At 75.4% G+C, this 13,288-nt stretch carries 13 protein-coding genes; 12 read left to right on the plus strand and 1 reads right to left on the minus strand.

The annotated features are described in order from the left end of the window. The first annotated feature begins 18 nt into the window (after nt 1–18). Genes ABEE00_RS28950 through ABEE00_RS29000 form a run of 11 tightly spaced genes read left to right on the plus strand, consistent with a single transcriptional unit; the run spans nt 19 to nt 12,115 of the window. Nucleotides 19–1,269 carry a nucleotide sugar dehydrogenase gene (locus ABEE00_RS28950; RefSeq protein ID WP_345748674.1) on the plus strand — a complete coding sequence of 417 codons (1,251 nt, stop codon included), beginning with the start codon at nt 19–21 and terminating at the stop codon, nt 1,267–1,269. After that, the gene (locus tag ABEE00_RS28955; RefSeq protein WP_345748675.1) at nt 1,266–2,258 is read left to right on the plus strand and encodes a sugar phosphate isomerase/epimerase family protein; all 993 of its coding nucleotides are present in this window, start codon (nt 1,266–1,268) and stop codon (nt 2,256–2,258) included. The genes ABEE00_RS28950 and ABEE00_RS28955 overlap by 4 nt, the downstream gene beginning before the upstream one ends. Then, on the plus strand, nt 2,251–3,603 hold the full coding sequence (locus tag ABEE00_RS28960; protein WP_345748676.1) for a DegT/DnrJ/EryC1/StrS family aminotransferase: 1,353 nt from the start codon (nt 2,251–2,253) through the stop codon (nt 3,601–3,603). Before ABEE00_RS28955 ends, ABEE00_RS28960 begins: the two co-directional genes overlap by 8 nt. After that, nucleotides 3,600–4,724 carry an NAD-dependent epimerase/dehydratase family protein gene (locus ABEE00_RS28965; protein ID WP_345748677.1) on the plus strand — a complete coding sequence of 375 codons (1,125 nt, stop codon included), beginning with the start codon at nt 3,600–3,602 and terminating at the stop codon, nt 4,722–4,724. The genes ABEE00_RS28960 and ABEE00_RS28965 overlap by 4 nt, the downstream gene beginning before the upstream one ends. Continuing rightward, nucleotides 4,721–6,007 (plus strand): DegT/DnrJ/EryC1/StrS family aminotransferase, encoded by a 1,287-nt coding sequence (locus ABEE00_RS28970; protein ID WP_345748678.1) that lies wholly within the window; start codon nt 4,721–4,723, stop codon nt 6,005–6,007. Before ABEE00_RS28965 ends, ABEE00_RS28970 begins: the two co-directional genes overlap by 4 nt. Beyond that, on the plus strand, nt 6,004–6,951 hold the full coding sequence (locus tag ABEE00_RS28975) for a GNAT family N-acetyltransferase (RefSeq protein WP_345748679.1): 948 nt from the start codon (nt 6,004–6,006) through the stop codon (nt 6,949–6,951). The genes ABEE00_RS28970 and ABEE00_RS28975 overlap by 4 nt, the downstream gene beginning before the upstream one ends. Further along, the gene (locus tag ABEE00_RS28980) at nt 6,948–7,643 is read left to right on the plus strand and encodes a WbqC family protein (RefSeq protein ID WP_345748680.1); all 696 of its coding nucleotides are present in this window, start codon (nt 6,948–6,950) and stop codon (nt 7,641–7,643) included. Before ABEE00_RS28975 ends, ABEE00_RS28980 begins: the two co-directional genes overlap by 4 nt. After that, a complete protein-coding gene (locus ABEE00_RS28985) occupies nt 7,640–8,398 on the plus strand; it encodes a PIG-L deacetylase family protein (RefSeq protein WP_345748681.1) in 759 nt (252 codons plus the stop codon). Before ABEE00_RS28980 ends, ABEE00_RS28985 begins: the two co-directional genes overlap by 4 nt. Beyond that, complete coding sequence (locus ABEE00_RS28990) at nt 8,395–9,219, plus strand: class I SAM-dependent DNA methyltransferase (RefSeq protein WP_345748682.1); 825 nt, start codon at nt 8,395–8,397, stop codon at nt 9,217–9,219. The genes ABEE00_RS28985 and ABEE00_RS28990 overlap by 4 nt, the downstream gene beginning before the upstream one ends. Further along, a complete protein-coding gene (locus ABEE00_RS28995) occupies nt 9,216–10,850 on the plus strand; it encodes an alpha/beta hydrolase (protein ID WP_345748683.1) in 1,635 nt (544 codons plus the stop codon). The genes ABEE00_RS28990 and ABEE00_RS28995 overlap by 4 nt, the downstream gene beginning before the upstream one ends. Continuing rightward, nucleotides 10,847–12,115: an MFS transporter gene (locus ABEE00_RS29000; protein WP_345748684.1), complete on the plus strand. Its 1,269-nt coding sequence runs from the start codon at nt 10,847–10,849 to the stop codon at nt 12,113–12,115. Before ABEE00_RS28995 ends, ABEE00_RS29000 begins: the two co-directional genes overlap by 4 nt. On the opposite strand, the gene ABEE00_RS29005 is transcribed toward ABEE00_RS29000, so the two are convergent. After that, the gene (locus ABEE00_RS29005) at nt 12,112–12,312 is read right to left on the minus strand and encodes a hypothetical protein (protein ID WP_345748685.1); all 201 of its coding nucleotides are present in this window, start codon (nt 12,310–12,312) and stop codon (nt 12,112–12,114) included. The two genes, ABEE00_RS29000 and ABEE00_RS29005, sit on opposite strands and share 4 nt — an antisense overlap. Nucleotides 12,313–12,584: 272 nt before the next feature. Here ABEE00_RS29005 and ABEE00_RS29010 point away from each other — a divergent pair, with 272 nt between their 5' ends. After that, nucleotides 12,585–13,244, plus strand: coding sequence for a TetR/AcrR family transcriptional regulator (locus ABEE00_RS29010; protein WP_345748686.1), 660 nt, complete (start codon nt 12,585–12,587; stop codon nt 13,242–13,244). Nucleotides 13,245–13,288 lie beyond the last annotated feature (44 nt).

A 13,288-nucleotide genomic window follows, 5' to 3' on the forward strand; every position in this document is an offset into this window, starting at 1 on the left:
GCGGGAAACGAGGAAACCGTGCAGGTAACTGTCATCGGGCAGGGCTATGTCGGCCTGCCCGGGTCGGTGGCGATCGCCTCGGCGGGCCACACGGTGTACGCGGCCGAGACCGACCCCACCCGCTACAGCGCACTGGTCGACGGCACGTCCTACGTATCCGATGTCCCCTCCCACGAACTCCGCGCGTTACTGGACAGCGGCAGGCTCCGCCCCGTACGGGATGCCGCGCAGGCCCCCAGCAGCGACGTCTACCTCATCGCGACCCCCACCCCGCTGACCCCGTCGAAAGAGCCCGACCTCGGAGCGGTGGACGGCGCCCTGGAGGCGGTCGCCCGCACCGCCGCCCCCGGCGCGCTGGTGGTGCTGGAGTCGACCGTCTACCCGGGGGCGCTGCGCCGCCATGTGGCGCCCCGCTTCGAGCGGCTCTCCGGCCTGCGGGCGGGCGAGAGCGTGCACTTCGGCTACAGCCCCGAGCGGGTCGACCCCGGGCGCGGCACGCCGCTGCGCTCCGTGCCGAAGCTGGTCTCCGGCCTCGACGACCGCGCGGCCAAGCTGGCCAGGGAGTTCTACGAGACCGTCTTCGACGACGTGATCCAGGTGTCCAGCAGCGAGATCGCCGAGTTCGCCAAGCTGTGCGAGAACACCTTCCGCTACGTCAACATCGCCTTCGTCAACGAGCTGAGCAAGGGCGCCCACGCCATGGGCGTCTCCTTCCGCGAGGTGGTGGACGCGGCGGCCACGAAACCGTACGGCTTCATGCCCTTCCACCACGGCCCCGGCGTCGGCGGGCACTGCCTGCCCAACAACATCCACTACCTCAACCACGCGCTGGAGGAGGCCGGCCACCCCAGCGCGCTGCTCGCGGCCGCCGAGCGCGTCAACGACTCGATGCCCGGTTACGTGGTGGAGCGGCTGCGCCGGGGGCTGCTGCGCAACGGCACGCCGCTGGAGGGCTCCCGGGTGCTCATCCTCGGCCGCGCCTTCAAGGCCGGGGTCGCCGACGCGCGCAACGCGCCGGCCCACGCGATCAGTTCCCTGCTGGCGGCGGCCGGGGCCGAGGTGCGGGTCGCCGACTCCTGGCTGGGCACCGAAGGGGCGAGCGAGGACTTCACGCCGGTCGAGCTCACCGCGGAGGAGTGCGCTGCCGCCGACGCCGTGATGCTGGTGACCGACCACGCGGACGTGGACGCCCGGCTGGTGCTGGACGCCGCGCGCCTGGTCCTGGACTGCCGCGGCTGGTTCAGCGCGCCGGAGGTGGAGCAGCTATGAGCCGGACAGGGAACGCCGCCGCTGCAATGCCGCTCCAGATCACCTTCGACGGGCTGCGGCCCGAGCAGATCGACAAGCGCTGGGTGCGCGAGGCCGGAGGGCTTGAGGCCTATGTCTTCGACGGGGCCGACCTGGCCTCCGAGGCGGGCTGGGACGCGCTGCGAGCCGCGCTGTCCACCGCCGCTGACCTGGGAGCCACCCCGCTCACCTGCCATTTCCCGACCGAGAACGCAGACTGGGTGAACGACCCCGAGTCCTGGGCGATGCTGCGCCGCTTCTGCCGTACGGCCGCCGAGCACGGCGCGGAGGGGGTGGTGCTGCACGCCAACCAGTTCGTGCAGCAGGCCGACTGGCTGGACTTCGACGTGGCGGCGGCCCGCCGCAAGGTGGTCGCCAGGCTCGCCGCACTCGACGCCGACCTGTACGGGCTGCCGCTGTGGATCGGTGTCGAGAACCTGCCGGTGATCGGCGCCGAAGGCACCGACTACGACCCGGTGTTCGTCGCCCCCGAGGACTACCTGCCGCTGCGCGACCTCGACTCCCGCCGGATCGGCGCGACCTGGGACCTGTGCCACTGGGCCGTCACCTACACCACGTGGGCCTCCTTCGACCAGCTCAGGCAGCGGCGCCCCTCCTGGGACCCGGGCGCCCTGCCCCCTGTGCCCGTGCACCACCTGCACTTCGCCTCCTTCGCCGGACAGGCGCTGCCCTTCAGGGCCGGGGTCTGCCATGAGGGGGTGACGCCCCAACGCGGGGATGCCGGGCCGGAGTTGCTGGAGCGGATGCTGCGCGCGGCGCGCCGCGGCGCGGCTCCCGGGGCGTCCATGGTGCTGGAGGTCCAGGAGGAGGACTACCTGCGGCGCAGCAACTGCTGGAGCACCCGCGAGTGGCTGCTGCCACGGCTGTCCGGCGGGGCGGCGCCCGACGAACCGCCGGCACCGGCGCGCACCTGTGACCCCGGAATCGCGGGAGGCGGACTCCGTGACTGACCCCGAGGACGTGGCGGGGACCCGAGGCGTGGCCGGGCCCCAAGGCCTGACCGGGCCCCGAGGCGTGACCGGGCCCGAAGCCGCGACCGAGCCCCGAGAAGCGACCGGACCCGAAGACCTGACCGAGCTCGACGACCTGCCGTACGCCCGCCCGCACTGGGGCGAGGAGGAGGCCAAGGAGCTGCTGGCGGCCCTGGACTCGGGGATCTGGACCAACGGCGAGCGCGGGCGCGCATTCGAGGCGGAACTGGCCCGCCTCACCGGCGCCCCCACCGTCACCAGTTCCAGCGGGACCACCGCCGTGCACGGGCTCCTGCACGCGCTGGCCGCGGAGCACGCCGGCCCCCGCCTGCTCGTCACCCCCGCGCTCACCTTCGCCGCCGCCCCCGCCGCCGCGCTGCTCCAGGGCTGGGACATCGCGCTGGCCGACGTCACGGCCGGGGACCTGACGCTCAGCCCCGCGCACGTGGCGGAGCTGCTGGAGCGCAACGGCGGCCGGTACGCGACGACCGTCGTGATGCCGGTGCACTACGCGGGGCACACCGCCGACATGTCCGCGCTCGACGCGGTGTGCTCGGCGCACGGCGCGCTGCTGGTGGAGGACGCCTGCCACGCCATCGGCGCGCACTACGGCGACCCCGCGCGGCCGGTGGGCTCCTGGCCCTCGGCGCGCGCCGCCTACTTCAGCTTCCACCCCGTCAAGCCGCTCGCGACCGGCGAGGGAGGGGCCGTGGCCAGCCGCGACGCCGAACTCGTGGAACGGCTGCGGTCGTTCCGCAACCACCACATGACCCCGATGCGCGAGCACGCCCACGACCTGGCGCCCTGGCCCTACACCGTGCCGGAGCCGGGAGCCAACCACCGGCTGTCCGAACTGCACGCGGCACTCGGCCTGGTGCAGGCGCGCCGCGTCGAGGAGTCGCGGCGGGAGCGTGCACGGCTCGCCCACCGCTACCACCGTGCGCTGGCCGGGCTGCCAGGGGTGCGCACGGTGCCCGCGCGCCCGCGGCCCGGCTCGGCGCACCATCTCTTCCCCGTCGTCTTCGACCTCGCGCACCTCGGGCTGGGCAAGCGTGAGGTGCTGGAGACCTTCGCCGCGCGCCGCATCCGTTGTCAGGTGCACTACACCCCGCTGCACCGGCTGCCCGCCTTCGGCGACGTACCCGCGCGGCTGCGCACCCCGCTGGACACGCTCGACGCCGCCTTCCCCGGGCTGGTCTCGCTGCCGCTGTGGCGCGGGATGCGCGAGCGGGACCAGGACCGGGTCATCGACACCGTACGGCAGCTCACGCTCGGCGCGCCCCGCACCTCGCGCACCTCCCGCAGCGAAAGGACCGCTCCGTGAACGACCGTCTCCCCGCGGGGAGTTCCCCCCGCACCCTGATCACCGGAGGCTTCGGCTTCCTGGCCGCCTGGATCGCGGCGGGCCTGCTGCGCAGCGGACACCACGTCGTCGCCGTGGACAACCGGAAGGTCGCCGGCAGCCCCCTCGACCTCGCGGGACTCACCGGGGACCCGCACCTGACCACGGTCACCGCGGACATCACCAGGGCCGGCGCGCTGGACGCCTGCGGCACCGCCGACTACGTCGTCCACGCCGCCGCCCTGCTCGGCGTGGACGCCGTGCGCTCCGCGCCGCTGGAGACCCTGCGCGTCAACATCGACGGCACCACGGCCTGCCTCGACTACGCGGGCAGGCAGCCGGGCCTGCGCCGGTTCGTCCTGCTGAGCACCAGCGAGGTGTACGGGGCCGACGCGCGGGGCGCGGCCGAGAGCGAGTGGCTCGCGGTGCGCACCGACGATCCGCGCTGGTCCTACGCGGTCAGCAAGGTCACGGCCGAGTCCCTCACCGCGGCGCACGGCACCGAAAACGGGCTGCCCTACACCCTGGTGCGGCCCTTCAACGTGTACGGCCCGCTGCGCGGCGGCTCGTACGCGGTGGGCGCACTGGCCCGGCAGGCGGCGGCGGGCGATGCGCTGACCGTGCACGGCGACGGGCGGCAGCGGCGCGCCTGGTGCCACGCCGAGGACTTCGCCAACGGCCTGATCCGCACCCTGGACACCGGGGCGGCCGAGGGCGAGGCGTTCAACATCGGCGACGACCGCTGCGAGCTGACGGTCGCCGAACTGGCCGAGCGCATACGGGAGGAGAGCGGCACCGGGGCGCCGCTGGTACGCGCCGAGCGCGCCGGACCCGACATCCGCGGACGCCGGCCCGACATCGGCAAGGCCCGCGCCCTGCTCGGCTACGAGCCGCGCCGCGAGCTCCCGGAGGGCCTGCGTGAGACCGTCCAGTGGTACGCCGGGGGAGGAGGGGCCTGGCCGCTCAGGCTGCACCGCACGGACTGGCCGCTCGCCGGGACGGGGACGGCCGTGACACCCGCCGGACAGGCGCCCGCTGGACAGGAGCCTGCCGGGCGGGCGCCTGAGGGGCAGCCGTCCCCGGGGCTGGGGGCCGCGCGGTGACGCGTACCGGATACGGGGCGACGGCGGGCGTGGACGGGCACTGGCAGGACGACCTGCGCTATGTCCCGCCCCCCGCCCGCCCGTTGGGCGAACTGCACCCCTCGCGGATGAGCCCGGCGACCGCGCTGGGCGTCTGGCGGCAGCGGCGCGCGGGGACCGCGGAGCGGACGTTGGAGGAGCTGCTGTGCGCGGCCTCCGGGCGGCCGGCGTGCCTGCTCGCCAGCTCCGGGCGCGGCGCGCTGCGGACGGCGCTCGGAGCGCTGGGGGCCGGGCCGGGGCGTGAGGTGGTGCTCTCGACCCTCACCTGCCCCGCCGTGATCGACGCCGTGCTCGCCACCGGCGCCACCCCCGTACTGGTCGACGCCGACGAGCACGAGGGCCCGCACTACACGGCGGCCGGGCTGGACGGACGGATCGCGGTGCTCACCCACGGGTTCGGCAGGGACGAACACGCCCAGCACGCCGAGGAGATCACGCGGCGCGGCGGCACCCCGGTGCTCGACCTCGCCCAGGCGCTGCCCGCGCCCGAGGTGCTGGCCCGGTTCAGGACCGCCGGGGGAAGCCCGCCGCCGCTCGTGCTCAGCTTCGGCGAGGGCAAGCCGCTGGGCGCGCTCGGCGGCGGAGCGCTCCTGCACGCCGTCCCCTGGCTCGCCGCGCCCCCCGCGCCCGACACGCACGCGGCGGACCGGGGAGGAGCGGCCGCGCTGCGCCGGGCCGCCGGCCGATGGCTGGTGGAGCACGCGCCCGGCGCGGTGCGGGCAGCCGCCGTTCGCCGCCGCGGCCGGGCCCCGGGATGGTCCGACACGAAGGCCGCCCACCTGCCCCGACAGCCGGAGGACGTGCGGTGGGAGGCCCCTGACCCCTGGCAGACCGCGGCCGCCGTCAGGACGCTGGCCACCGCCTCGCGGCGACGGGCCGCGGCGGCCGCCACCGGGGCGCGGGTGCGCGCCGCCGTCGACGGGCGGCTCGGCACCTGCCGCCTCATGCCCGGCGATCCCGACCTGTGCGACGGGATCGAACTCGCCTTCCGGCGCCGGGGAGACCGCTACGCGTTCGCCCGCGCCCTGGCCGCACACGGCGTACCGAGCACCTGGAACCCGTACCCCCTGCACCGCATGCGCCCGTACGCGCGCTACGCGCCGACCGCGCTGCCCGCGGCCGACGACCTGTGGCGCCGCGTCCTCACCGTCCCCAAACAGCCCCAACCCCGCCTGGACGCCGACCACTTGGCGCGCGCCCTGCTCGCCGCCGACCGCGCCGCCGCGCGAGGGGAGACCGCATGACCGGCGCCCTGCCGACGGATGACGCCGTGACGCTGCTCGATCCGGAGAGGTGGGACCAGCGGGTACGGGACCACGCGCCGCTGCTTCCCTTCGCCGCCCTGCACTGGCTGCGGCTGGGGCTGCGCGGGGACCCGCGGCTCAGGCTGCTGCCGCTGGAACTGCGTACCGAGGAGGGGCATCACCTGCTGGTGCCGGTCGTCCGCACCCCCGACGGGCAGGCCCAGATCGGCTGTTACGGCTATGGGACCCTCTGCCCCGCGAGCGAGGAGAAGCCCCGCGTGGCTCCCGGCTTCCGGGGGCTCGCCGCGCGGATCGGCGCGGCGGCGGGCGGGGCTGCGGGGGTGCGCACCCTGCTGCCGCCGCGCGGTCTCGTACCCCGGCTGGAGCCGTGGGTGGGCGAATGGCCGGCCCGGCCGGGGCCCACCACCCATCTGCTCGACCTGTCCCAGGGCAGCGCGGCGGCGTGGGAGGCGGCGCGGGGCAGCGTGCGCACCGCTGTGCGCCGGGCCCGCGACGCCGGGCTGCGCGCCGTGGCGGCGAGCGGGCGGCACGCACCGGTGCTCGCCGCGCTGCACCACGAGACCCTCGACCGCAACGGCGGCGCCTCCGCGTACACGGCGCAGGACCTGCACGTCCTCGCCGCCCGGGACGCGGTGTCCTCCGTGGTCGAGGACGGCTCGGGCACCGTGCAGGCCGCCACGGTCTTCGCCCTCGGCGCCGCGACCGGCTACCACCTGATGCAGCTCACCTCGGCGCAGGGCCGCCGCACCAACGCGGGGCACCTCGCCTTCTGGAGCGCGCTGGAGGAGCTGGAGCGGCGCGGGGCGCGGCGGGTGGACCTGGGCTCGGCGGCGGGCGCGGGACAGGAACGGTTCAAACGCCACTGGGGCGCCGTGCCGGCGGCGACCCGCCTCGTGTCCACGACCAGGGAGGGGGAGAGGTGACCGTCCTCAGCGCCCACCAGCCCGCGTATCTGCCGTGGCTGGGCTACTTCGCCAAGATGGCGAGCTCCGACGCGTTCGTCCTCCACGACCGCAGCCGCATCGGACGCCGCAACATGCTGCACCGCAACCGCATCGGCACCGCCGACGGCCCCATGCTGCTCACCGTGCCGCTGGCCGGCCGCGACGTACGGGACGAGCGGCCGCTGAACGAGATCCGGCTGGTGGACGACGGGTGGCGGCGCAAGCACTGGAAGGCCATCCAGCTCGCCTACCGCCGGGCCCCCTATTTCGACCTGCACGCGGAGTTCCTCGCCGACTACTACGCCACCGCCCACGAGACCCTGGACGAAGCATGCCGCCCCCTCATCGCGTACTTCGCCGCCGCCCTGGGGGTGTCCACGCCGACCTGGCAGCTCTCCGACCTGGGGCTGCCCCCGGTGGACCGGCAGACCATCATCCCCGAGCTGTGTAGGGAGTTCGGCGCCGACACCTTCATCGCGGGGCCGCAGGCCCGCGACTACCTGGACCGCGAGGCGGTCGCACGGGACGGCGTACGGGTCGAGTTCTTCTCCTACGCGCACCCCGAATACCCGCAGCTGCACGGCGGGTTCACCTCTCATCTGTCCGCGCTCGACCTGCTGGTGAACTGCGGTCCGGGCGCGGCCGACGTGCTGAAGGAGAGCCTGGTATGAGCCGCGTGCTGGCCGTCGTGGCCCACCCCGACGACGAAGTGATCGGCGTCGGCGGCACCCTCGCCCGGCACGCGGCGGCGGGCGACCGGGTGGAGGTGCTGATCCTCGCCGAGGGCAAGACGTCACGCGGCCCCGACGAGGCCGGCGAGGACACCGCCGACCTCTCCCGCCGCGAGACGGCCGCCGCCTGCAAGCGCCTGGGGATCACCGGATACCGCCGCCTCGACCTGGCCGACAACCGCCTCGACGGCTACCCGCTGCTGGAACTGGCGCAGTACGTGGGGGAGTCGGTCGGCCGGGCGGAACCGGACATCGTCTACACCCACCACGGCGGCGACCTCAACGCCGACCACGAACTCACCGCCCGCGCCACGATGATCGCCTGCCGGCCGCACGTCAGCACGGTCCGCTGGCTCCTCGGCTTCCCCACGCTCTCCTCGACCGAGGCGGGCTACGGGGGACGGCCCGGCTTCCACCCCGTGCTCTACGCCCCGATACAGGACACCCTCGAGGACAAGCTCGCCGCGATGGAGTGCTACTCCTCCGAGCTGCGCGCCTTCCCCCACCCCCGCTCCCTGCGGGCGATGCGCGCCGAGGCCGAACTGTACGGAGCGCACGCGGACGTGCCGGCGGCCGAGGCGTTCACCGTGCTGCGCGGCACCTGGCCGCACCCGTCGGCTGAGCCCCACCCGCCGACCGGGGCCCGCCCGTCCGCCGAGTCCCGCCCGTCGACCGACCCCGTGGAGCGCTCATGAGCGAGCCGAGCACCCTGATGGACTCCGGTTACGCCGGAATGTACAGCGACATGTACGCGCGGCACTGGTGGTGGCGTGCGCGCGAGGAGAACGTCAAGCACACCGTGCGAAGGCACCGCACCTGGCGCAGGGGCCACGCCAAGATCCTGGACGTGGGCTGCGCCGACGGGCTCAACTGGCGGTCCCTGCGCGAGGAGGGGGACATCGAGGGCATCGAGCCCGACGCCTCGCTGCTCGCCCCCGGTTCGCCCCATCTGCCGCGCATCGAGGTCGCGGACTTCCTCCGGGGCAGGCCGCGCGCCGCCGACCACGACCTGATGGTCATGCTCGACGTCCTGGAGCACATCGGGGACGAGCGCGCCGCGCTGGACCGGGTGCGCCGGCTCCTCGCCCCGCACGGCAGGTTCCTGCTCACGGTGCCCGCGCTGCCCGTGCTGTGGAGCGAGTTCGACACCCTCAGCGGGCACTTCCGGCGCTACACCAGGGCCTCGCTGCGTGCGGCACTGGAGGGCGCGGGGCTGCGGGTGCTCGCGCTGCGCTACTGCTCGGTGTGGACCGTGCCGCCGCTGTTCGCGCGCAGGCTCTTCTTCCGGGCCGCCGCCTCCGAGCACAGCTCCTTCGTCCAGCCGCCGCCCCGACCGCTCAACGCCGCCCTGTACGGATGGAGCCGCGCCGAACACGCGCTGACCCGCACCCTGCCCGCACCTTTCGGCAGCTCCCTGCTGGCGGTGGCCGCGCATGGTGGGGGTGGCGGGCGAGCCGGGGATGGCGCGGGACTTGGGGACGGTGTCCCTGACCGGGATGCGGGGAACGCGCAGTGACCCACCGCGTGACCCGCGCCCTCGCGATGGCCGCGGCCTGGGTCTTCGCCGCCGTGCTCGTCCCGCCTCCCGCAACGGCGCACTCCCCGGCGCCGGGCGCCCGCGCGCCCGCGCCCCTGAGGTGGCACGACTGCCGGGACCCGGAGGCGCTGCCCCGCGCCCAGTGCGCCACGTTGCGGGTGCCGCTCGACTGGGAGCGGCCGCGCGGGCGTACCACGCGGCTGGCCCTCGTACGCCTCCCTGCCACCGACCCGGACCGCAGGATCGGGCCGCTGCTCTACAACGGGGGAGGCCCCGGCGGGCCCGCCGTGCCGGACGTGGCGCGCGGCGACCCGCCCTTCGACGCCGCCGAACTCGCCCCGCTCCGCGCCCGCTTCGACCTCGTCGGGATGGACCCGCGCGGCGTCGGCGACAGCGACCGGGTCCGCTGCGGGCACACCCCGCTGCACGACCCGTCCGTGAGCCGCACGCCCGTCACCCGTGCCGGGTACGAGCGGCTGCGGAAGCACAACAGGCAGGCGGGGGAGGACTGCCGCCGCGCCACGGGACCCCTGCTGGAGCACGTGGACACGGGGAGCGTCGTACGCGATGTGGACGCGGTGCGCCGGGCGCTCGGCGCGCCGCGGATCTCCTGGCTCGGGCTGTCCTACGGCACCGAGATCGGCGCCCTGTACGCCGAGCGGTACCCGGAGCGGGTGCGGGCCATGGTCCTGGACGGCGCCGTGGACCACAGCCGTACCGCGCGGCGCGCCGCCAGGGACGAGGCGCGCGCCACGGAGGCCGCGTTCCGGCGCTTCACCGCATGGTGCCGCACCGACACGGGGTGCGCCCTGCACGGCCGGGACCCGGAGCGGATCTACGACCGGGTGCTGCGCGCCGGGGACCGCGGCGGACTGCCGGCGCCGGGGCTGGGCCGCCGCGCCACCGCCGGCGAACTGGCCGCAGGGGCCTACGCGCAGCTCACCCTCCGCGCGCAATGGCCGTCCCTGGCGGAGTCCCTGGCCGCGGCGTACGGAACGGAGCGCCACCGCGCCGACGCCACCGGACTCGCCCGCGCGGCGGGCTACCACCAGCCCGGCTACCCGGCCTACCGCGCGGTGGGCTGCCACGACTTCGCGCCGCGCGTCCGCGGCCCGCGCGATCTGCGCGCCCGCGTCGCCGAGTTGCGCGCGGAGGCGCCGCACACCTGGCGCCACTCCGAGTTCTGGGACTGGACCAGCGGCTGCCTCGGATGGCCCGTGCGCCCGGCCAACCCGCCGCGCCCGCACCGGATCTCCGGTACGCCGCCGATCCTGGTGGTCAACACGACGGGGGACCCCGCGACCCCCTACCCCTGGGCGCTGAGCCTCACCGCGCGCATGGAGCGCGGGCGGCTGCTGACCGTGCACGGCGAGGGGCACACCGGGATCCTGCACTCCGCGTGCGCCCGAGCCCACGAGGCCGGCTACCTGCTCACCGGGCGCCCGCCGCGGCCCGGCACCTCCTGCCGCACCTCGCCGGCGACCGCCCAGCACCCTGCGGCGACGACCGCTCAGCGCCCCGCGGCAACGACGGCTCAGCGCTCAGCGGCAACGGCCGCTCGAAGCCCCGCCGCAACGACCGCCCAACGCCCCGCGAGGGCGGCACGTTGAGGGCAGGGGCTGCGGCCCTGCGGTGGCTGCGTTCCTTCCCGGGCCCCGTACGCACGCTCGCGGCCGCCGAGTCGGCGCGCGCCACCGGTTTCGGCTTCCTGCTGTCGGTGGGGGTGCTGTACGCCACCCGCACCGTCGGCCTCTCCGCCCAGCAGGCCGGGCTCGCCATGACCGTCGCCGCAGCCTGCGGCACCGTGGCGGGCCCGCTGGCCGGACGGGTCGCGGACGCGTGCGGGGCCAGGCCCACCGCGGTCGTCCTCGGCGTGCTCCAGGGAGCGGCGGCCCTGGCGTACGCGGTCACGGCGAACATGGCCGCGTTCGTCGCCGCGGCGAGCGCGGCCATCGCCTTCCACGCCGCCTCAGAGACGGTCTACGGCGCACTGGTCGCGAACACCGTGGAGGGCCCGGGGCGTGTGCGGGCACGCGCGGCGCTGCACGCGGTGACCAACGCGGGCATGTCGCTGGGCGCCGCACTGGGCGGTCTGGTGCTCCAGCTCGACTCCGGTACGGCGTACGCGACGGCCTTCCTCGTGTGCGGGGCGCTGCTCGCCGCCGCCGGTCTCGGATGCCTGCGCCTGCCGCGCACCGCGCCGGTGCCGCGCCCCGCACACGTACCGGCCCGTGGCGTGCTGCGGGACCGCCCGTTCGTGCTGTTCGCCGCGCTCAACGTGCTGCTGGTGATGAACGACGGGCTGCTGACCGTGGTGCTGCCGCTGTGGATCGCCGAGCACACGGCGGCCCCGGTGAGCGTGTACTCGGCGATCCTGGTGCTGAACACCCTCGGCATCGTGCTCCTGCAGGTGCGCGCCAGCCGCGGCACGGCCCGACTGGCGGGCGGGGTACGGGCGTTGCGCCGCTCCGGCGTGCTGCTCGGGGCCTGCTGCGCCGTCTTCGCGCTGGCCTCGGGACGGCCCGCGGGGTGGGCCGTCGCGGTACTGCTCGCCGGAGCGGTCGTCCACCTGGCGGGCGAGCTGCTCTACAGCGCGGGGTCCTGGTCGCTGGTCTTCGCGCTCGCGCCCGAGCACGCGCACGGCAGGTACCAGGGGTTCTTCAACGCCTCGATCCAGCTCGGCGGCATGGCCGCCCCGGTGCTGGGCACCACGCTCGTGCTGGGCAGGGCGCCGTACGGATGGCTGGCCTTCGCCCTGCTCTTCCTGCTCGCCGGCGCGGCGGCCCCGGCGGTCGCGCGGCTGGCGTGCGCGCGGGAGGCCGGGCCGCGCGTGCCCGCCGGCGACGGCGCCGTCGGGGACCGGGGAGCCGCTTAGGAACCGCCCAGCTCGATCGTGTTGTTGGCCTCCTTGGGCAGGAGGTTGAGGTTGTCGGCGGTGATCTGCGCCGCTGTGGCCGCCTGGTGGGTGGCGTCGCTGAGGGTGTTCGCCTCCGCCGCGGCGCTGCCTGCCGTACCGACGAGGCTCGCCCCCGCGAGGGCAGCGGCGGCGGTGGTGGCAGTGAGAAGGCGCATGGTCTCTCCTTTAAAAGGCAATTGTCCTGATCGGGTCGCCCTCACACTGCCATGGAGCCGGACGCGAATCACCGTCCTCCGGGCCGCCCGTGCGGGTTAATCGCCGCGCTGCGGGGCGACGGCGCGGTACCCCCGGCCCGTCCGTGCGACCGCGCTGTGCGACCGCGTTCCCGCCGTATCCCCGGGCACTCGTGCGCAGCACTCTTGCGGTGTGTCACTAAGTGACATACTGTCGCTTGACGACATCGAGAGGAAGGCGGGGCGCGGGCGTCATGGCGACCGAGGAGAAGCGCGGCGGGGGAGGCATGAGCGAGCAGCGGCGCGCGCGGCTGCGGCTGGAGATCTCCCGGGAGGCGGCGCGGCTGTTCTGGGAGCAGGGGGTCGCCGCCACCAGTGGGGACCAGATCGCGGAGGCGGTCGGGCTCTCGACGCGCACCATCTGGCGGCACTTCCGCAGCAAGGAGAGCTGCGCCGAACCCGTCGTCATGCAGGGCGTCGTCACGCTGGTCACGGTGCTGCGCCGCTGGCCGCACGGCAGTTCGCTGGAGGAGCACCTGAAGGCCGAGCTGCCGAAGCTCCGCGACGGGGCGCCGGTCTCGCAGGCCGACGAGGCGCTGGGCATGAAGATGATCAGGCTCGCGGACACCGAACCGGCGCTGCGCACCGCGTGGTTGATGGCCTGCGACCAGTCGGAGCGCGCGCTGCGGGAGATCGTCGCCGACCGCCTCGGGCGCACGGCCGAGGACCTGGAGGTGCGGCTGCACGCGGCGGCCGCAGCCTCCGTGGTGCGGGTGCTGGACGAGCACATCGGGGCCGCGATCCTCGACGGGGCCGACCTCGCGGAGTTCCAGGACGTACCGGCGCTGGCCGGGCGGCTGTCCCGGGCGATCCGCACCGCCACAGGAGGGGCGCTCGGCGATCCGGTGACCTGACGGGGCCGCGGCGCCCGCGACCGGTCAACAGCGACCGGGCGACA

Source organism: Streptomyces odontomachicola (assembly GCF_039605595.1).
Lineage (GTDB): Bacteria > Actinomycetota > Actinomycetes > Streptomycetales > Streptomycetaceae > Streptomyces.